Source organism: Gemmatimonadota bacterium (assembly GCA_040882465.1).
In the GTDB taxonomy this organism is placed as follows: Bacteria; Gemmatimonadota; Gemmatimonadetes; order Longimicrobiales; family Gaopeijiaceae; genus JBBEBG01.
This window is the reverse complement of sequence record JBBEBG010000035.1, coordinates 36,783-56,289: the sequence shown is the minus strand read 5'-3', so window position 1 is coordinate 56,289 and position 19,507 is coordinate 36,783. Positions and strand designations below refer to the sequence as shown.

Here is a 19,507-nt window from a genome sequence, read left to right as displayed (position 1 = left end):
CCCTCGTTGAGATTGTGGGCGCGTTAGATGCCCGGAAGCATCCGCTTGACGCGCTTCTCATCGGCCGCCGATACGAGGGTGGCCTTTCGCAAATGCCGCTTCCTCTTGGGGGACTTCTTCGTGAGGATGTGGCTCTTGTAAGCCTTCCGGCGGCGAATCTTGCCGGTCCCGGTGCGCTTGAACCGCTTCGCGGCAGCGCGGTTCGACTTCATCTTCGGCATCTTCGTCTCCTGGCGGGCCCGGCTCCCGGGCGCCCTGCTATGCTTTCGTGTTGACGGGCGCGAGCACCATCGTCATCGTGCGGCCCTCGCGCGTCGGCTGACTTTCGATTTTTCCCACGTCCTCCACGTCCACGAGGACACGTTCGAGGACTTCGAGTCCGAACTCCGGATGGGAAAGTTGGCGGCCCCGGAACATCATGGTGACCTTCACCTTGTCCCCTTCCTCGAGAAATCGCCGGACGTGCCGGGTCTTGAACTCGTAGTCGTGCTCTTCGATCCCCGGGCGGTATTTCACTTCCTTCACCTGAATCGTGTGTTGCTTCTTCCGTGCCTCCCGGGCCCGCCGAGCTTCCTCGTACTTGAACTTCCCATAGTCCATCAAACGGCAAACCGGCGGCCGCGCGTCCGGCGCGACTTCAACGAGATCCAGGCCAGTTTCTGCCGCCCTGGTCCGGGCGTCGTCGAGAGAAATGATCCCGACCTGGCCCCCGTCGGCGTCAATGAGGCGGATGGGGCTGATTCGGATCTGCTCGTTTACGCGAACCTTTTGTTCCTTGATGGTCGTACCTCCGATGGGAACGGATGCGTTCGGACCAACCACAAAAAAAAGCGGCCCGGCGTTGTCCGGGCCGATCAAGCCGTAGGGCGGGTAGGCCAACTGAGCCCGCACCAAGGCAATTCGGACCCGGCGGCCAACCTCCCCGGTGCGGAGGGAGTGCCGAAAGGTGGAAGGGGCTCTCCCCCCTCACTTCCGCGTTTTTCCTGAAGGAAAGATACCGCCGAGGAGGGGGGCGTCAAGCGTGGGGGTGAGGGTCAGAAGTCGAGAGCCCGGCGGCGGATGTCTTCCAGGAGCCGATCGCGGAAGACCCCTCGGGGCATGATCTCCTGCTTCTTCCCCGCGCCTCGCTTCCGCACGGCAACCGTCCCCTCGGCGGCTTCCCGCTCGCCGATGACACCCATGTACGGGACCTTCCTCATCTCGGCCTCCCGGATCCGATAACCGAGGGTCTCCCGCTCGACCAGGGTGGCCCGTATCCGCTGGTCCTTCAGCTCGGCGGTGAAGGCCGCCGCGTCCTCCCGCGAGTCCTCGGAGATCGGAAGAATTCGGACCTGCTCGGGCGCGAGCCAGAGGGGAAACGCGCCCGCGTAGTGTTCGATGAGCCCACCCACGAAGCGCTCCATGGACCCCACCAGGACGCGGTGCAACATCGCGGGGCGATGCCGCTCGTTGTCGTCCCCCACGTACTCGAGGCCGAAACGTTCGGGAAGATTGAAATCGAGCTGGACGGTCGGGCCCTGCCAATTTCTCCCGATCGCATCGATGAGCTTGAAGTCAAGCTTGGGGCCATAAAATGCGCCGCCCCCCTCGTCCACGGCGTAGTCGATCCCCCTCTTCTCCAAAACCGCCCGGAGGACGGCCTCGGCCCTGGCCCACTGTGCCTCCGAGCCGATCGCCTTCTCGGGGCGGGTGGCCAGTTCGATCGTGTACGGATACCCGAAGGTCCGGAGCATCTCGTCCACCAGGTCGAGGAGCGCCTCCACCTCCGACGGAACCTGTTCTTCCGTGCAGAAGACGTGCGCATCGTCCTGAGTGAACCCTCGCACCCTGAGCATCCCGTGAAGGACGCCGCTCCGCTCATAACGGTACACGGTTCCGAATTCGGCGTACCGAATCGGGAGGTCGCGGTAGGAGCGCTGGCCGGATTCGTAAATGCAGATGTGCCCCGGACAGTTCATCGGCTTGGGCCGGTAACGGCCCCCTTCCACTTCCACCGCCGCGAACATGCTTTCCTTGAAGTTCTCCAGGTGCCCGGAGATCTCGAAGAGCTTTTCGCTCATCAGGTGCGGAGTGTAGACGAGGTCGTAACCATGCCGGAGGATCAACTCCCGCTCGAAGTTCTCGATCTCGCTCCGTACGATCGCGCCGTGGGGCTGCCAGAGAATGAGCCCCGGCCCGACACGCCGATCCACCGTGAATAGATCCAGCTCGCGGCCGAGGACCCGGTGGTCGCGGCGCTTCGCCTCTTCCAGGCGCTCGAGGTGCTCCCCGAGCTCTTTTTCCTTGAAGAAGGCGGTGCCGTAGATGCGCTGGAGCATCTGTCGGCGCTCATCTCCCCGCCAATAGGCCCCGGCCGCGGAGAGGAGGCGAAAGTGCGCGAGCCTCCCGGTCGAAGGGACGTGAGGCCCGCGGCAGAGGTCGAGGAAGGGACCATCCGTGTAAACGGTAATGATCTCGTCGTCGCCGAGCTCCTCGAGGCGCTCCAGCTTGAGAGGGTCATCCTGGAAGAGTTGCCGCGCTTCCGCCTTGGAGACCCGGCGCCGCTCGAAGGGGAAGTCCGCCTCGATGACCTTCCGCATCGCGGCCTCGAAGGCTTCGAGGTCCTCCGGAGTGAAGGGCTCCTCGACCCCGAAGTCGTAATAAAATCCGTCCTCGATCGCCGGCCCGAATCCGATCTCGGCACCCGGCCGGAGGGTCCGGACCGCCGTGGCCAGGACGTGCGCGGCGGAGTGACGAAGGAGCGGCGTGGCCTCGGGGTCCCGCTCCGTGATCAGGCGCACCCGCGCGTCCCCCTCGATGGGTCGGGAGAGGTCCACGAGCTGCCCGTCCACCTCCGCCGCGAGGGCCGCCTTGGCGAGCCCCGGACCGATGGCGGCGGCGACGTCGGCTCCGGACGAACCCCGTGGAAGCTCCAACACCTTCCCGTCGGGGAGGGTGATACGAAGCGGCGAGTCGGATGCCATCGAAGCGGATGCCAGGAAGCCGGTCATTGGGCGGGTGAGAAGCCAGTGTAGTGGCGCAGAACACTAGTCCGGTCCCGAAGAGGGGTCAACCGGACGGTCAGCCCCAGATCACGAGGACGCAGGCACCGGAGACGACCACAGCGGCCCCGACCAGCCGAGGCCCGAGGGTGCCTTCACGAAAGGCCAGGTACCCGAGGAGGACAGCGAAGATCGCCCCCGAACGCTTGATGCTGAGGACATAGGAGGCGAGCGCCATCGAGAGGCTGGTCATCTGAAGGGTCAACATGGCCGCAAAGAGCAAGCCGTGGAGGACCAGGACCCATACGCCCGCTCCCGATATCCGTCCCAGAACCCCCGCCGGCAGTCCCGGTTCGGTGCGGCTCCGCCGTCCGGCGCGGAGCACCAGAGGGAGGTACAGGATCGAGAGGGCGGCCGACAGGGTGAAGCCGTAAAAGGCGGGAGAGGATTCGAGCACCGCGACCCGATCGAGGGTCCCGCTCACGGACCAGAGCACGGCGACGACGAGCATTCGCACGGCCCCCGGGTCACTCGCGAGCGCTCGAAATGGGGCGAGGAGCCCGCCCCTCCGCTCCCGAAAATTGAGGAGGTAGACCCCGAGGACCACCAGCGCGATCCCGACCCCACCCCAGGGCCCCGGGAGCTCTCCCAGCAGGCCCCACTCGATGGGAATCACGAAGACCGGGGTGAGCGCGAGGAGCGGATAGGTGAGTCCCAGGTCTCCGATCCTCAGCGCGGACATGAAGAGATACGAGGCGCCGAGATTGATGAGCGAATTGATGATCCACACGGGCCAATACCCGATTCCGACTGCGGACAGTCCCGTTGCCGCGAGGTAGGCAAAGAGAAAAGGGAGCGCGAAGGTGAAGAGCGCCCATCCGGATAAAAGGGGCCCGGCCGCCCGCGCGACCCGCGCCGACCAGGCTCCGTGCAGGGCATAAAAGATCGCCGCCCCCCCCGCCAGGAAGGCCCAGGTCATGATCGGCTGTCCGGAAAAATGGGTCGGCTACGCGGGCTCGGGTGCGCGCGCGGCGGGAGAAAGGTCCACGCCCAAGCCGAGCAGCTCGTCCACGAGGAAGAGGTCCGTGAGGAGAGCCCGGAGGTGGGTGGAAGCGTTGAGATTGTCCACCAGCTGGGAGGTTGCGAAGCGCTGGGCCCGGACGAGTTCGATCGCGCTCCCGGCACGGGCGGCATCCGCGGTGACGACCTCGGCGAAGGCCTCGAAGCGGTCCGCGGCGTGGATCTCCTCTTCGGCCAGAAGCCTCCGGAGACATCCCCCGATCCCCGAAATCCCTTCCGCCATTCCGTCAACGTGTCTCCGGAACTGGCCGATTACCCGGGCACCCTCGCTCTCTTCCCGAATCCCTTGAGCGGCATAAGCGAGGAAGTACTCGTAGGCACCCTCGATGGCGTCAATCCGCTCGCGAAGCTCCTCGCGAGCCGCCTTGGCCATCGGCCCTCAGTCCCGCGAAGCGGACGACGAGGTCGAGGACCCCGCCGTTACGGCTTCCTCCCGCCGAGGCTGCTGCCGATCACCATTCTTCGAGAGCTTCCAGCGGTCGGGATGGTGGTGTTCCAGATACTCGTCGCGCGTGATCCAGCCTTTGATCATCGAGCGCGTAATCCAGAGATTTTCCGGCCGGAAGGCGAGGTAAAGGTGGAGCATGATCAGCCCCACGAACGCGACCGCCGCCACCCCATGGATCAGGAAGACGGTTCCCCAATCCGCGTCGCTGATCTCCAGGACGTACGGGTTCGCCGACCAGAACCAGGTATCAAGCCGGGCCATCATCAGAACGCCGGTGATGACGACGGCGAACCCGGCGAGCGCGGTGACGTGGTGAAAGAGCTTGTTCTCGAGCGCCCATTTGCCGGGATGCGTCTCCGCGTTGTCGGCACGGGCGAAGAAATCCCGGACCCGGCTGAACGACTCCCCGATGTCGCGGAAGCCGATCCACATCTTGCCCCAGCTGAGACGAACCGTGGTGTCCAGGATGTGGTAGACGATGTACACTCCGAGCACCAGTCCCGCGACCCAATGGATCGTCAGCCAGGGAAACTGGAGACCCAGCATCGGGACGAAGGCCGTCACGAGCAGCGTCAGGGTCGAGGCGGCGAGCAACCAGTGGGAAATCCGGGCGCTCTTGTTGTGCCGTGTGACATGTGCGGGGACGGCCGCGGCGACCGCCGGGTCAACGGGGGCCTTGGTGACGCGATCTTCTCTTTTGTTCGCGAGGAGGGCGTGCCCCACGAGGCCGACCGCGGTTACCACCGCAACCAACCAGGCCACGTTCCATGCGAGCCCGAGAACGACCTCTTCACCCCATGGGTTTAGCGCGACCCGAACCCATTCCATACTAGGCGCTGGCCTCCCGAATCGCCCGCTTCACGAGATTCCGCGTGAGGGCGATCTTGTACGCATTGTACTGGAGAGGACGCGCACCCTGAACCGCGAGCCGTCCCGCCTCCTCGAGCGTCGCTTCGTTGATCGCCCGTCCACGAATGGCGCTCTCCACCCGTTCCATGCGAAGAGGCCGTGCGGCGACACCGCCGACCACGATCCTGGCATCCTGGATCACTCCTCCCTGCACGTCGAGGACCGAGGCCACGTTTGCGAGGGCGAAGTCCCAGGACTTCCGGTCCTGGACTTTCTCGTAATAGGCGGGCTTGCTCGCCCAGGTGTTCGGGATCGTGATCGCCGTGAGGATCTCGTCGGATCCGAGCGCGGTCATCCGGCGGATATCAATGGCGGGGCCGATGAAGAAATCGCGCGCCCGCACCGACTTCGTTCCGCCCACAGTCCGGATCTCCATCTCAGCGTCGAGAGCGACCAGGGCCGTGGCGACGTCGGACGGAGTGACGGCGACGCAACGGCTCGACTCGAAGAGCGCGTGCTCGCGATTGAGGGCGCCCGGCGCGTTGGCGTAACAGGTATTGCCGCCGGCGCGATAGCAGGGCCAACCGCTCCGGTAGTACCAGCACCGGGTATCCTGCGCCACGTTCCCGCCGATCGTTCCCTGCGTGCGGATCTGTGGCGTCGCGACCGACTCGGCGGACCGAGCCAGTACCGGAAAGCGGGTCGCGATGTCCGGGTGCGTGGCGACGTCCCAGACACTCGTCAGTCCCCCGATCCGGACTCCGTCTTCATTGACCTGGATCCCGCGCAGCTCGGCGATCCCTCCCAAGTCCACCACGACAGGGGTGGACTTCGCGCGGTCCTTGAGCCAACCGAAGGTGTCCAATCCCCCCCCCAGGACCCAAGCATCGGATCCATGGCGCCGCAGGAGGTCGAGGGCCCCATCGAGCTCCATCGGCTGATAGAGCTCGAACGTTCCCATCATGTCCCGAATCTCGCCCATGGTCGCTCTCCTCTACTCCCTGGTCAGACGTGGGTCTGGAGGGTGGTATAACCCGTGGCACCACCTTCGATGGCATTCAAAATCTTGTCCGGCGTGAGCGGCGTGCGGTAGATCGGTACGCCGATGGCGTCGTAGACAGCCGAGACGATCGCGCCGGCGCCTCCCCCTACGGGCGGCTCCCCGACGCCTCGCGAACCCACGGGAGTCTGGTCGTCCGCGATGTTGACCGCCATCGCCGTCATCTGCTCCGGAACGTCGAGGATCGAAAAGGGCTTCACCGAATGGAAGCCCTTGTTCTGGTTGACGCCCCACCGCGGATCGAATGCCCAGTGCTCGAATCGGGCGGCGCTCATCCCCTGGAGCACCCCGCCGTTGATCTGAGCGTTGAGGCTTCGCGGATTGAGGATCGTTCCGACATCGCCGACGGTGAGCATTTCCTTCACCTCGATGACTCCCGTCTCCCGGTCCACCTCCACGACAGCGAAGGAGACGGTGCTGGACCAGACGGATCCCTGACCGCCATAGGTGTCCCGCGCAACGCCGATCAGCCCCTGCCCGACCAGGTGGGTCTGGACCGTGGCGACCGTCATCGAGTTGATGTCCTCGGGGAGCTCGTGGCCGTCGTACCGCCCCCCGAGCGCGATGGCGCGTTGCGCCGCCTGCGCGAAAGTCATCCCGACCGACGGGCTGCTGGCGCGGAAGACACGGCGGCCATCCACCGTGTAGTCGCCCGGATTCCCGCCGAGATCGCGCGCCGCGATCTCCTGGAGCTTCCGGAGGGCGTCGTGGCCCGCGGCCCAGTTCGCGCGGGTATGGGCGTGCGTCGTCTGGCTGCCCGACTGCGAAGAACTCCAGGGGAGCCCCTGGCTCGAGTCACCCCAGACGTACTGCACTTCGTCCCAATTCACTCCGAGTACCTCTGCCGCCGCCATCCCGGTGTCGAAAACCGAGTGGGTGCCGAGATTTCCGATTCCGGAGTGGATCGTCACGCTTCCATCCGGGCGGATCACGACGAGCCCGTCCATTCCTGAGCTTCCCGCGACGTAGGAGCTCAGGGAGAGACCGACCCCCGTCACCTTGCTCCCGTTCACCTGGCCGCTGAGGTTCCGCTTCTGATCCCAATTGAATTGCTCGCGGCCCATCTGGATCGCTTCGCGGACGAAGGCCGTCGAGACGCGGGCGTTTCCGCCCCCGAAGGCAGCCCGGTTCTCGGGCGCGTTCAGGAGCATCATGTCCACCCGGTCCACGCCGAGCTGCTTCGCGCCCATCTCCAGGACCGTCGTGATCATGGGAACAACCTGCGCGCCACCGGGGCCACGCTGGGCTGACTTTGGCGGCGTGTTCGTCAGGACCGCGATCGCCCGATGGCGCATGGCCTCGGGCTGGAGAATCAGGGAGGTGACGTTTCCGGCCTGCCCCATGTCCCCCTGGCGCCCGTACGGACCATTCTCCTGGATCACGAGGAGGTCCACCGCGAGGACCCTTCCGTCCGCGCGGAATCCCATCTTCACCCACCCCTGGAGTCCGGGACGGGCCCGCCCGAAGTAGGTCTCCTCGTCGCGGGACACGCGGAGCATGACCGGGCGATTGATCTTCCGGGAGAGGTGCGCGGGAATCAGGTCGGTGACGCTTCCCCCGATCTTGCTCCCGAACCCACCGCCGACGAAGGGACTGATGAGGACGAGATCGGCCTCTTCGAGCCCGAGCCGGCCCGCGTAGCTCCGAGCGGTCCGCGCGGTGCTCTGCGTGGAGCAATGCACGAAGCACTTCCCGCCCTGCCAGTAAGCCATGGAGCTTCTGGGCTCCATCGGGTGGTGCGAGTGCGAGGCGTAAACGATCGGTTGCTCGACGATCACCGCGGACCGGGCAAAGGCATCCGCGAGGTCGCCCTTCTCGAAGCCGGTGGCGCCGGGGAACTCCCCCTCCGGGAAGGTATCGCCCTCGAGCGCCGCGATGTCGGCTTCGGACCACTTGATCTCAGCCATTCCGAAGCCCTCGAAGCTGTTCACGGACAGCAACGGACCCTCGGGGTCCTCCTCGTTCGGGATCTCCCATGAGTTGGGACCACCCGGGCGGAGGGATTCGATCGGATCGAGCACGAAGGGCTTCCGCTCGATCTCGAGCACGATGGCGGCAACCCCTTCCGCCGCTGCTGTCTCGTCCACCGCGGCCACGGCGGCGAGCGGCTGACCCTGGTACTTGGGCTCGCTGGCCAGGAGGGGTTCGCCCGTTCCTTCCTGTGGTTCGAGGTCGTCCGGAGTCAACACGCCGAGCACCCCAGGGACCTCGAGGGCGCGGCTCACGTCCAGGCGTGTCACCCGGCCATTCGGCACGGGACTCAAGAGGAGCTTCGCGAAGACCATCCCGTCCACCCGGTAGTCCTCGGCGTATCTGGCTCTTCCGGTGATCTTCGCGACCAGGTCCTTCGGCGCCTGGCTAGTCCCGATCAACCTGTAGTCGGCCATCGTCCTATGCCTCCCTCGGGGGTTCGCCCCGGCAAGAAGTACGTCCGCGAGGTTCTACGCTCAGGCGGTCGCCCGCGAGAGCTCGATGGCGCGCATCGCGCTCGCGAGGATCTTATCGTAGTCGCCACACCGGCAGAGGTTGCCCGAAAGGTGTCGGCGAGCCTCTTCGCGCGTCGGATTCGGATTCCGGTTGAGCATGCCGGTCATCGCCATGATGAAGCCCGAGGAGCAGAAAGCGCACTGGAAGCCGGCTTCCTCGAGCACCGCCTGCTGGACCACGGAAAGGGTGCCGTTCGGCGCCGCGAGACCTTCAATGGTCGTGACCTGCCGACCGCGAACCTGATGCGTGAGGAGAGAGCACGAATAGTGGGGCGCACCGTCAATGAGCACGGTACATGCGCCACATTCGGCCCTGTCACACCCATACTTCGTCCCCGTGAGACCCAGCTTATACCGGAGGGTCGTACCGAGTGTCTCCTGGGGGGCGACATCCACGGGACGCGCCTGCCCGTTCACGTTCAACGTGACCAGCCGCTCGACCGTCCCTTGCGCCGCCTGCGCGAATGCCGTGCCCGGCGACCGAAAGAGGTACGAGGCGGAGGAAACGGTCGCTCCTGCCGCGATGACACCCTTGATGAACGATCGGCGCGAGACACCACGGTCCGCGACGAGGATCTCCTGGATTTCCATCGAGCAACCCTCCTCCGCTGTAGTCCTTCGGGTCAGCCGCACAGGGCGGCCCGGTGCGGTCATCGCTGGAACTTCAGCAACCGCTGGGGCAGACTCCCGCTACACTGGCGCAATCTTAAGGTGGGCCCTTCACAAGTGTCAACCTCGATTCCGCGCGCTCGCAGCGGATGGCGCAGGGGTCCGAGGCAAAATCCCGAGACCCAGCGGAACCGACTCCCGACCGGCGGTTCGGCTTCCGTCCGGGTGGAGAATCGTCTTCCAGATCGGGGCCTCGCGCTTCACGCGATCGATTCCTTCGCGCGCCGCCTCGAACGCTTCGGGCCGATGTCGCCCGCGCACGACCACATAAACGCTCGGTTCTCCCGCGGGGACGGCGCCCACGCGGTGCACGATGCGGCAGGCGGCGATCCCGTCGCGCCCTGCGATCTCTTCTTCGATCGCCGCCAGCACCCGCTCCGCCATGGCAGGGTGCACGTCGTATTCGAGGGCCACCACTTCACGCCCCTCCTCCGCGCCGCGGACCGTCCCGGCGAAAACGACGAGGGCACCCGACTCCGTGCCTCCGGTGTCCCGGAGGAGCTCGTCCAAGGAGAGGGGTTCCGCCCGGATCCGATTCCCCACGCGCCTATCCGCCGCTCACGGGTGGGAGGATTGAAATCTCTTCATCCGGCCGGAGAATCGCCTCATCGGGGAAAAGCTCCGGCCCCATTCCCACCGCCGCGTGATGGAGTTGGGGAGCGACCGCGGGGAGCGCACGCGCGATGGCCGCCCGCAAGTCCGCGACCGTAGGCGGATCGCCGGGGACGCGAACCGTTTGTTTCCGACCGCCGGCCGGCTGGACGAGCGTGCCGTAGAAAGTGACTTCGACCTCCATGGCACCCCATACCCGAACGGAGCCGGAGAGTGCCTCGGGGACCTGGGCCCGGTTCCCGTGTACGCCCCGGGATGAGTCGAGTACCTTTCTGAAAGCATGAACATGAAGAATGAGGAACGAGCCGGCGCCAGCCCTTCCACGCGAGGGGCATCCGTCCAGCCGCACCGCGGAACCGGGCCTCTCCAGCCACGGGACACCCTCGACCGGCCTCTCCACGACCTGCGCATCTCGGTCACCGACCGGTGCAACTTCCGCTGCGTGTATTGCATGCCGCGGGAGGTATTCGGGCCGGGGTTCGCCTTCCTTCCGAAGGAAGAGATCCTGACCTTCGAGGAAATCCACAGGTTGGTAACCATTTTTGTGGGGCTCGGAGTGGAAAAGGTGCGGATCACCGGGGGAGAGCCGTTGCTCCGGCGGGAGCTCGAGTCGCTCGTGGCCATGTTGGCCGGGGTCGAAGGGATCACCGATCTCACGCTCACGACGAACGCTTCGCTCCTCGCCCGCCAGGCAAAGGCGCTCGGCGACGCGGGCCTCCAGCGGATCACGGTGAGCCTGGACGCGCTGGACGACGTCGCGTTCCGGGCGATGAGTGACGTCGAAGTCCCCGTCGCGACGGTTCTCGCGGGCATTCGCGCGGCCGAGAAGGCCGGGCTCGCCCCGATCAAGGTCAACATGGTGGTGAAGCGGGCCACGAACGAAGGCCAGATTCTCAAGATGGCCGAGCACTTTCGCGGGACCGGCCACATCCTGCGTTTCATCGAGTTCATGGACGTCGGCACGTCCAATGGATGGAAACTCGACGACGTGGTTTCGGCGCGTGAGATCCGGGACACGATCGACGCGCGTTGGCCCCTCGAGCCCATCGGCGCGAACTACGCCGGAGAAGTCGCCGAGCGGTACCGTTACCTGGACGGCGGCGGCGAGATCGGCATCATCGCCTCGGTCACTCGTCCCTTCTGCGCCACTTGCTCGCGGGCGCGCCTCACGGCCGACGGCGAATTTTTCACCTGCCTTTTCGCGAGCCGGGGGCATCCCCTTCGCGACCTCCTCCGCTCGGGTGCGTCCGGCACGGAAGTCGCCGATCGAATCCGCGACATCTGGACCCGCCGGACCGATCGCTATTCCGAGATCCGGAGCCGCGCCACGGTCGGCCTTCCCCGGGTCGAAATGTCCCGTATCGGCGGCTGACCTGGGGACCCCGTGAACGACATTCTCCCGACCCTGGAGGCCTGGAAGGCGGCGGGCGAAGAGATCGCGCTCGCCACGGTGGTCCGGACCGTCGGATCCTCTCCCCGCCCCGTCGGCGCCAAGATGGCCGTCACCGCTTCGGAGAAGATGGTGGGGTCGGTGAGCGGCGGTTGCGTGGAGGGCGCGGTGTCCGAAGCCGCACTCGAGGTGCTGAAGACGCGCGCGCCCAAGCTCCTCAAGTTCGGCGTTGCCGACGAGGAGGCGTGGGCCGTGGGACTCTCCTGCGGTGGCACCATCGAGGTCTTCGTGGAGCCGCTCGAGTGGTGACCTCCGGCGAGCTCTTCGGAGAGTTCGTCGAAAAGGTTCGCGAGGGAAAACCCGCGGCGCTCGCCACCGTCATCGAGGGGCCTGGCGCAACCGGCGCGCGGATGCTCCTGGACCGGAGCGGGATCCTTGGCGGCACCCTCGGGGACGAGGCGCTGGACCGGAGCGTCCGCGAACGTACGGCCGCACTCCTCCGCGAGGGCGCGTCGGAAGTTTTCGAAGCGGGACCCGTCCGCGTCTTCATCGAGGTCCACCTCCCTCCTCCCCGGCTCGTGATCGTCGGTGCCGTCCACATCGCGATCACCCTCGGCCGCCTCGCTCGCGAGATGGGGTTTCGCGTGGTGGTCTCGGATGCACGGGGACGCTTCGCGACGCCGGAGCGCTTTCCCGACGTGGACGAGCTCATCCTGGGGTGGCCGAGCGAGGTCCTCCCCCAGCTCCAGCTCGACGAGTTCAGTTATGTGGTCGTGATCACACACGACGCGAAGCTCGACAATCCCGCGCTGGTCGCCGCGCTGCGGAGCCCCGCTCCCTATGTCGGCGCCCTCGGCTCCAAGCGCACGCACGCACGCCGGATGAAGGCGCTGCGGGAAGCCGGGCTCTCGGACGAAGAGATCGGGCGGATCCATGCGCCCATTGGACTGGAAATCGGGGCCCGCACCCCTCAGGAGATCGCGCTCGCGACGATGGCCGAGATCGTCGCCGTCCGAAATGGCGCGTGGGCCGCGGACGGTGCGGGGGGTCCCCGATGAAGTTCGGCCCCGTCCCGGTCGAGGAGGCGCGCGGGAAGATCCTGGCGCACAACATGACCGATCCGGACGGCCGGCGCGTCCTGCGGAAGGGGCAAGAGGTGGACGACGCGGTCGTCGCGACTCTTCGCGACCTCGGTCAGGCTTCGGTTTACGTCGCGGCGCTCCAGGCGGACGACGTACACGAGGACCGGGCCGCGGCGACGGTGGCCTCCGTCATGTTGGGACCGGGGGTGAGCGCCGCTCCCGCGCACGCCGGACGGGTGAACGTGCACGCCGACGCGCTCGGGGTCCTGCGGGTTGACGCCGACGCCCTCTCCCGCTTGAACCAGATCGAGGGGTTCACCGTCGCGACGCTCGCGACCCATTCGGTGGTCCGGCCGGGCGATCGGGTCGCTACCATCAAGATCATCCCGTACGCCGTCCCCTGGGAGGCGGTGGCTCGGGCCGAAGCGCTCGCGGGAGCGAGCCCCATCGTCTCGGTCCGCCCGATCGCTCCGCAGGAGGTCGGCATCGTCCTCGTCGGAAGCCGCGGGGCGTGGGGGAATTTGGAGTCAGGTCTCGGGGAAGCGATTCGCGGACGGGTGGAGGCGCTCGGGTGCGCCACGACGCCTCCCGCCTTTGCCCCGATGGACGAGGTCGCCCTCGCCGAAGTTCTTCGAAGGCAGGTGTCCGGCGGTGCGCGGGTCGTGGTGGTCGCGGGGGAGACGGCCATCATGGACGCCGGCGACCTGATTCCGCGCGGCATCCGGCGGGCGGGGGGACGTGTCGAGCACCTCGGCCTCGCGATGGACCCCGGCCACCTCCTTCTTCTCGCCGACCTCGAGGGGATCCCGGTCGTGGGCGCCCCCGGATGCGTCCGGAGCCCGTCGCCGGACGGTTTCCACGCGGTGCTCCCTCGCCTCCTCGCCGGCGAAAAGCTCACGCGAAGCGACCTCCAGGCGCTGGGCCATGGGGGCCTCCTTTCTGACCCGCGAAAGCGGTGAACGCGGGGAAGGGCGGCCATGAACGGCGGGACGCCGAGGTCGTGACCAAAAGGGCATCCGCGGGGCGCCGCACCGTCGGGATCATCCTCGCGGCCGGCTCCTCCTCCCGTATGGGGCGCCCGAAGCAGCTCCTTCCCTACCGGGGAAAACCGCTCCTCCAGCACACTCTCGACCTGGCCGCTCCCCTTCTCCCGGAAGTGATCGTGGTCCTCGGACACGCGGCGGATGAGATCCAATCCGCGCTCACCTTCCCGTCCAACGCCCGCGCTGTCCTGAACCCGGACTACGCCTCCGGACAGGGGGCGTCTCTTCGCGCAGGGCTCGCCTCGGCCGGGGACGGATGGTCTTCCGCCGTCATCCTCCTGGGGGACCAGCCGGGAATCGGCGCGGAGGTCCTTCGCATGGTGCTCGAGGAGCACAAGCGCTCGGGAGCGCCGGTCGTCCGCACAGCCTATGCGGGAGTCCCCGGGCACCCCGTGGTCCTCGAACAGTCCGTCTGGCAGGAGCTCGGCGCGGACTCGGGCGACGTGGGCGCGCGCGCCTGGATCGCGATGCATCCCGAGCGGGTTGCGACGATCGCGCTCCCCTCCCCTCCTCCGATCGAGGTGGACACGGAGGAGGACTACCTGCGCCTCCTCGAAACGGAGTAGCCCCTCTCCCCGCCGTCTCGGGTCAGGCGCAGGCGTTGCCCAGCGGTCCGGATCCACCACAGTAGGTGGGATCCTGGAGCTGGATGCGGAGGCCATCCGGATCGGTCATGTAGATCTCCGGGACCGATCCGTCGCGCATCCGCACATTGGCCTGGATTCCTCGCGCCTGGAGAATCCCCATGATGCGGTCCACGTCGAATCCCTGGACGCCGAGGCAGAGGTGGTCAATGCGCGGCTCCCCCGCCCCCGCGCCGTAGATCCCGACGAACGTCGTGTCGGATCCCGCGCGGAGATTGATCCCCGTTCCCTGATCGCTCAGGACCGGCATCCCGAAGAGCTCCTGGTAGAAGGCCACCGTGCGGGGAATGTCGGAAGCAAAGCAGGTCACATGATTCAGCGAGACGACCGGAATCGGCGGCTGGGCCGTCTGCGCCGAGCCGCGTAGCGGGAGCCCGAGCGCCAGAGCGGCGAGCGACCGCACGAGGTCCCTTCGCGACACTTTTCCCCCTTCGTAGAGCCCAACGAGCCGATCGATCGTCCCGTCCATGTGTTCCTCCGGATGATCTGGCTTGACGAACCCCCGCGACGAACTCCTTGCGAGGTTGTCGCGAGAGTAAGGGGACCCCCCGCGCCCGTTACACTAGATTGGGACGGGAGCGTGGCCGCGGCCACTCATGTTGACGCCTGAGCCGCGTCTCCGGTAGTCTGGTGCGGCCGGTCCTCCCCGCTTTCTGGCCCGCCGAAATCAGACCTTGCGCCGCCCGGTCAGGGCGCCCGTCATTGCAGATCGGAAACCCATTGCCGAGCCCACAAGCCTCCCGCGCCTTCGAGGCGCATAGGCGCCCCGTTGCACCCGCGACAGGGGACGCGGGAACCGTGATCGTCGCGCGAAACCTCCAGAAGCGGTACGGGGAGGTCATTGCGGTGCGTGGGCTCGACCTTACGATCCGGCGCGGTGAGTGTTTCGGACTCCTCGGCCCAAACGGCGCCGGCAAAACGACGACGATCGAAATCCTCGAAGGGCTCACCGAGCCCGACGGAGGGGAGGTCGAGGTCCTGGGAATGTCCTGGCGCTCCGACGCGGTCCGGATCCGCCCGCGCCTGGGCATCCAGCTCCAGGAGACGCGTCTCACCGGAAAGCAGCGGGTGGAGGAGGTCGTTCGCCTCTTCCGCGCCTTTTATCCGACCGGGCCGACCGTGGACGAGCTCCTCGGGCGCGTCCAGCTCGAGGAAAAGCGCCGGGCCTTCGTGCGTGACCTCTCGGGCGGCCAACGCCAGAGGCTGTCGGTCGCCTGCGCCCTGGCGGGATCTCCGGATATCCTCTTTCTCGACGAGCCCACCACGGGACTCGACCCGCAGTCCCGTCGCAGCCTCTGGGACATTTGCGAGCGATTCCAGGAGGAAGGAGGCACGATCCTCCTGACCACCCATTTCATGGACGAAGCCGAGCGGCTGGCGGACCGCGTCGCGATCATGGACCATGGGCGAATTCTCGTCCAGGGCGCCCCCGCGGAGCTCATCAACCAGCTCGCCGGAGAGCACACGATCGAGTTCGAGACGACGATGCCCCTCGAGGTCGAAGCGCTCGAGATGCTCCCTTCGGTCCGGCGCGTGGTCGTCCATGGGAGCCAGCTCTTTCTCACCGTCAACGAGTCCCATCGAGCGGTCCCGGCTCTCCTCGAGCTCCTGGCCGCGCGCGGGGCCGAGCTCGCCTCCCTCAACACACACCGCGCCACTCTGGACGATGTCTTCTTGACGTTGACGGGACGCCAACTCCGCGATGACTGATCCCGTCGCCCTGAAGGAGCTCGTCCTCACCCGGGTGCGGGTGATGTTCCGGGAGCCGGAGGTCCTGTTCTGGGTCTTCTTTTTTCCCGTCCTCCTCGCCCTCGGAATCGGAGTCGCCTTCGCCGACCGCTCGCCGGAGCGATTCCGGATCGGCGTAGAGCGGGGATCTGCCGCCGAAGCGTATGTGGCCGCGTTGGCCGCGAACCCCGAGCTCGAGCCCGTCCTTCTGGACGCAGGCGGGAGCGGGGAAGCGCTCCGCCGAGGTGAGGTCGCCCTGGTCGCGGAAGGGATCGCGGGCGGGACCCTGATCTTCCGGTACGATCCGACCCGCCCGGAAGCGCGTGCGGCCCGCGCCCTCACCGAGGCCGCGTTCCAGGAGGCGGCGGGGGCGACTCGTCCCCTCGCCATCCGGGAAGAGGAAGTGCTGGCGCGGGGCCAGCGGTACATTGACTGGCTGATCCCGGGTCTCATCGGCTTCAACTTGATGGGGACCGGGCTCTGGAGCGTCGGCTTTTATACGACACAGGTTCGCGAAACCCGAGTCCTCCGCCGCCTCGTCGCGACGCCCATGCGGAGGAGCGATTTCCTCCTCGCGCAGATCCTCGCACGCTACGTCTTCCTCCTCGGCGAAGTGCCGGTGATCATGATCTTCGCCTGGCTCGCCTTCGGCGTCCCGATCGAAGGCGCACTCGGATCGGTCGTCCTAATCGTGATCCTCGGAGCCACCTGCTTCTCGGGGCTCGGCCTCCTCGCCGCCTCTCGAGCCCGGACCTCGGAGGGGGTCAGCGGGATCATCAACGTCATCATGATGCCGATGCTCATCCTTTCCGGTGTCTTTTTTTCCGTCGAGCGTTTCCCCGACACCGCACAGCTTCTCATCCGTGCCCTTCCGCTCACCGCCGTGAACGACGCACTTCGCGCGGTCTACAACGATGGAAGCGGGCTGCTCACCGTTCTCCCCGAGCTGGGCGTCATCGTCTTTTGGACCGTGGCAGCCTTCCTCGCGGCCCTGCGCCTCTTCCGCTGGCAATAGAGCACGGCCGAGGTATCGCAGGCCGTACGGGACGACTACTTTTTGACGGCACTTCACGCCCCGTCCACCCACCGACCGGAGCCCTCCCTCCAGAACGCATGAGGCAACCCTTAAAGGCGATCTCCCGCCTTTGCCCCGTGGACGATCACTCCAGGACGTCCTCGAGCACCGATGAATGAACCCGCCGCAAAGGATCCGACCCCTGGGGCCGTGCGATTCCGGCAGGCTTTCCTGCTCCTCCTGGTGGTCGGGATCTCGATCCTCTTCCTACTGGTCATCCGCAACTTTCTCCTTTCGGTCTTCCTCGCCGCGGTAATCGCGGGCGTTTCGTCGCCCCTCTACGCGTGGCTTCTGAGACATCTCGGGGACCGCCGCAGGCTCGCGGCCGTCATCGTCATTCTCGTCCTCCTTCTCCTCGTCGGAGTCCCTCTGGCCGGCTTTTTCGCCCTCGTCGCGAACGAAGCCGTGCAGGTCAGCCAGGGCGCGGGCGCCTGGCTGGAAGGCCAGTCGGGCCGGCTGGAGCAGGTGCGCGGGTTCCTCGAGCGCCTCCCCTTGATGGGGCCCCTCATCCCCGAGGGAGAAGTACTGGTCGAGCAATTCCGCGAGCTCGCGGGACGAACCGGACCGGTCCTCATGGGCGCCTTCGCGGCGGCCACGAGGGGAACGGCGAATTTCCTCCTCCAGACTTTCATCGTGCTTTACTCCCTCTATTTCTTTCTCAAGGACGGCCCCGAGATCCTCCGCACGATCCTTTACTACATCCCGCTCCGGCCAGAGGAGGAAAACAGCCTCCTCGAGCGCTTCGTCTCGGTGACGCGGGCGACCCTGAAGGGCTCTCTCCTCATCGGCGTGATTCAAGGGGGGCTGGCCGGCCTCGCCTTCTGGGCCGCCGGTGTGCCGGGGGCCGCTTTCTGGGGAACGGTCATGGTTGTCCTTTCGATCATTCCGGCGATCGGCTCGGGGCTCGTATGGGTGCCGGCAGTCCTGTATCTGTTTCTCCGCGGAGAGGCCCTGGCCGGAGTCCTCCTGCTTTCCTGGTGCGTGGTCGTGGTGAGCTCCGTGGACAACTTCCTTCGCCCCCTTCTGATCGGTCGGGACGCAAAGATGTCCGACCTCTTGATTCTGCTCAGCACGCTCGGCGGGATCCTTTTCTTCGGCGTCCTCGGGTTCATCGTCGGCCCCATCGTGGCGGCCCTCTTCGTGACCGTGTGGCACATATACGGAGAAACGTTCAGCCGATGGCTGCCGGAGGTCGGGGCGCCCGCTCCTCTCGCCGCAGCCGAGACGCCCATTCCGCCGCCTGGAGACGGAGGCGATGAGGGGAGTGGGGGCGACGGCTGACCGGGCATTCCCCCGTTCAGATAGTGACCGTGGAATTGCGCGCGCAGGAGTGCTTCACGACAATTCGATTGTCCTTCGCACGATGGAACGGCGCGGGTCCCGCTTCCCGATAGGCTTATGAACGCAAGAACGCTCACCTTCCCCTTGTTCTTCGGGGGCTTGGGTCTGTTGCCGCTCGCTGGCCCCGCGGAAGCGCCCGCGCCGAGCCTGGACTGTGAGGCGCCTCTCCGCTGGCGAATCGAGGCGGTGGATCCACGCTTTGGCCTGAGCGAGCTCGAAGCCGCGGACGCGGTGCGCCAGGCCGGCATGGTGTGGGGCGACGGGACCGGCCTTCCTCTCCTTTTCCAGGAATCCTCGGAAGGAATCCCCATTCGCTTCGTCTTCGACGAAAGAATGGAGACGGCGCTCGAGCGGCGCAGCAGCAGCGCGGAGATCGATGAGAGAGCGCGGGCGGTCGAGGAGGGGACCTCGGCTCTCGAAGCAAGCCGCATGGAGCTCGACCGGCGCCGCACGGCGCACGGGCGGCGGGCGCTCGACTTCCAAGAACGTCAGGAAAGCCACAATCGCACGGTCGAGTATTGGAACCGTGCCGGAGGTGCCCCGCCGGCGGAGTTCGAACGGTTACGTGCGATGGAAGAGGAGATCGCGGAGCTCAGGCGCGTCGTGGACGCCGAGCTGGAGGCGGTCAATCGGGTGGTGGGCGAGGTCAACCGCGAGGCCGACGAGCTCAACGCGCAGATCACCGCGCTCAACGAGGCCCGCATCGCCCTCGACGCGGAGCTTCCGGCCGGGGTGGTGGAGTCCGCCGAGTATCGCCGGTCGCGTGGGGGGTTCTTTTCGAACGCCGCCCGGGAGATCGACGTCTTCCACTTCGAAGACCGGAACCACCTCCACCGCGTCCTGGCACACGTTCTCGGACATGCGATCGGGCTCGAGCACTCCGAAGAACCCGGTGCTCTCATGCATGCGGCCGCCACGGTCGAGCGAGGCGAGGGAAGGCCGCGTCTGCATGAGGAAGACATCGCGCAATTTAGGGCGCTCTGCCCGGAACTCTGAGTCGGAATCACCATCCGGGCCCC

General features: G+C 66.7%; 21 protein-coding genes. 9 read left to right on the top strand and 12 right to left on the bottom strand.

Features of this window, described 5'->3' with window-relative positions:
- Positions 1-23 precede the first annotated feature (23 nt).
- From rpmI to WEG36_12765, 11 genes are all read right to left on the bottom strand, one after another.
- Complete coding sequence (rpmI, locus tag WEG36_12815) at positions 24-221, bottom strand: 50S ribosomal protein L35 (GenBank protein MEX1258492.1); 198 nt, start codon at positions 219-221, stop codon at positions 24-26.
- A 37-nt stretch (positions 222-258) separates the two neighbouring features.
- Positions 259-891 (bottom strand): translation initiation factor IF-3, encoded by a 633-nt coding sequence (gene infC, locus WEG36_12810; protein ID MEX1258491.1) that lies wholly within the window; start codon positions 889-891, stop codon positions 259-261.
- Positions 892-1,034: 143 nt separating this feature from the next.
- Positions 1,035-2,963: a threonine--tRNA ligase gene (gene thrS / locus WEG36_12805; GenBank protein ID MEX1258490.1), complete on the bottom strand. Its 1,929-nt coding sequence runs from the start codon at positions 2,961-2,963 to the stop codon at positions 1,035-1,037.
- 97 nt (positions 2,964-3,060) lie between these two features.
- Positions 3,061-3,960 (bottom strand): DMT family transporter, encoded by a 900-nt coding sequence (locus WEG36_12800; GenBank protein MEX1258489.1) that lies wholly within the window; start codon positions 3,958-3,960, stop codon positions 3,061-3,063.
- A 27-nt stretch (positions 3,961-3,987) separates the two neighbouring features.
- Complete coding sequence (locus WEG36_12795; GenBank protein ID MEX1258488.1) at positions 3,988-4,434, bottom strand: hypothetical protein; 447 nt, start codon at positions 4,432-4,434, stop codon at positions 3,988-3,990.
- 6 nt (positions 4,435-4,440) lie between these two features.
- Positions 4,441-5,337 (bottom strand): cytochrome b/b6 domain-containing protein, encoded by an 897-nt coding sequence (locus WEG36_12790; GenBank protein ID MEX1258487.1) that lies wholly within the window; start codon positions 5,335-5,337, stop codon positions 4,441-4,443.
- Position 5,338: 1 nt separating this feature from the next.
- A complete protein-coding gene (locus WEG36_12785; protein MEX1258486.1) occupies positions 5,339-6,340 on the bottom strand; it encodes a xanthine dehydrogenase family protein subunit M in 1,002 nt (333 codons plus the stop codon).
- 23 nt (positions 6,341-6,363) lie between these two features.
- Positions 6,364-8,805, bottom strand: coding sequence for a molybdopterin cofactor-binding domain-containing protein (locus WEG36_12780; protein MEX1258485.1), 2,442 nt, complete (start codon positions 8,803-8,805; stop codon positions 6,364-6,366).
- Positions 8,806-8,865: 60 nt separating this feature from the next.
- Positions 8,866-9,495, bottom strand: a complete 630-nt coding sequence (locus WEG36_12775) for a (2Fe-2S)-binding protein (GenBank protein MEX1258484.1) — start codon at positions 9,493-9,495, stop codon at positions 8,866-8,868.
- 138 nt (positions 9,496-9,633) lie between these two features.
- Complete coding sequence (locus tag WEG36_12770) at positions 9,634-10,116, bottom strand: molybdenum cofactor biosynthesis protein MoaE (GenBank protein MEX1258483.1); 483 nt, start codon at positions 10,114-10,116, stop codon at positions 9,634-9,636.
- 4 nt (positions 10,117-10,120) lie between these two features.
- Positions 10,121-10,369, bottom strand: coding sequence for a MoaD/ThiS family protein (locus tag WEG36_12765; GenBank protein MEX1258482.1), 249 nt, complete (start codon positions 10,367-10,369; stop codon positions 10,121-10,123).
- Positions 10,370-10,465: 96 nt separating this feature from the next.
- Here WEG36_12765 and moaA point away from each other — a divergent pair, with 96 nt between their 5' ends.
- From moaA to WEG36_12740, 5 genes are read left to right on the top strand one after another with little or no spacing between them, the layout of a single operon-like run.
- Positions 10,466-11,557 (top strand): GTP 3',8-cyclase MoaA, encoded by a 1,092-nt coding sequence (gene moaA / locus WEG36_12760; protein ID MEX1258481.1) that lies wholly within the window; start codon positions 10,466-10,468, stop codon positions 11,555-11,557.
- A 12-nt stretch (positions 11,558-11,569) separates the two neighbouring features.
- Positions 11,570-11,884, top strand: a complete 315-nt coding sequence (locus WEG36_12755) for an XdhC family protein (GenBank protein MEX1258480.1) — start codon at positions 11,570-11,572, stop codon at positions 11,882-11,884.
- Positions 11,878-12,633: an XdhC/CoxI family protein gene (locus tag WEG36_12750; GenBank protein MEX1258479.1), complete on the top strand. Its 756-nt coding sequence runs from the start codon at positions 11,878-11,880 to the stop codon at positions 12,631-12,633. The genes WEG36_12755 and WEG36_12750 overlap by 7 nt, the downstream gene beginning before the upstream one ends.
- On the top strand, positions 12,630-13,616 hold the full coding sequence (locus tag WEG36_12745) for a molybdopterin-binding protein (protein MEX1258478.1): 987 nt from the start codon (positions 12,630-12,632) through the stop codon (positions 13,614-13,616). The genes WEG36_12750 and WEG36_12745 overlap by 4 nt, the downstream gene beginning before the upstream one ends.
- A 41-nt stretch (positions 13,617-13,657) precedes the next feature.
- Positions 13,658-14,266 (top strand): nucleotidyltransferase family protein, encoded by a 609-nt coding sequence (locus WEG36_12740; GenBank protein ID MEX1258477.1) that lies wholly within the window; start codon positions 13,658-13,660, stop codon positions 14,264-14,266.
- A gap of 22 nt (positions 14,267-14,288) precedes the next feature.
- Here WEG36_12740 and WEG36_12735 read toward each other — a convergent pair whose 3' ends face one another.
- On the bottom strand, positions 14,289-14,813 hold the full coding sequence (locus tag WEG36_12735) for a VOC family protein (protein ID MEX1258476.1): 525 nt from the start codon (positions 14,811-14,813) through the stop codon (positions 14,289-14,291).
- Positions 14,814-15,142: 329 nt separating this feature from the next.
- Between WEG36_12735 and WEG36_12730 the strand changes: the two genes are divergently transcribed.
- The 4 genes from WEG36_12730 to WEG36_12715 all read left to right on the top strand — a co-directional run bounded on the left by WEG36_12730 (position 15,143) and on the right by WEG36_12715 (position 19,484).
- The gene (locus WEG36_12730) at positions 15,143-16,054 is read left to right on the top strand and encodes an ABC transporter ATP-binding protein (protein ID MEX1258475.1); all 912 of its coding nucleotides are present in this window, start codon (positions 15,143-15,145) and stop codon (positions 16,052-16,054) included.
- Positions 16,047-17,087 (top strand): ABC transporter permease, encoded by a 1,041-nt coding sequence (locus tag WEG36_12725; GenBank protein MEX1258474.1) that lies wholly within the window; start codon positions 16,047-16,049, stop codon positions 17,085-17,087. Before WEG36_12730 ends, WEG36_12725 begins: the two co-directional genes overlap by 8 nt.
- A gap of 171 nt (positions 17,088-17,258) precedes the next feature.
- The gene (locus WEG36_12720; GenBank protein MEX1258473.1) at positions 17,259-18,428 is read left to right on the top strand and encodes an AI-2E family transporter; all 1,170 of its coding nucleotides are present in this window, start codon (positions 17,259-17,261) and stop codon (positions 18,426-18,428) included.
- A 117-nt stretch (positions 18,429-18,545) separates the two neighbouring features.
- The gene (locus tag WEG36_12715; GenBank protein ID MEX1258472.1) at positions 18,546-19,484 is read left to right on the top strand and encodes a matrixin family metalloprotease; all 939 of its coding nucleotides are present in this window, start codon (positions 18,546-18,548) and stop codon (positions 19,482-19,484) included.
- Positions 19,485-19,507 lie beyond the last annotated feature (23 nt).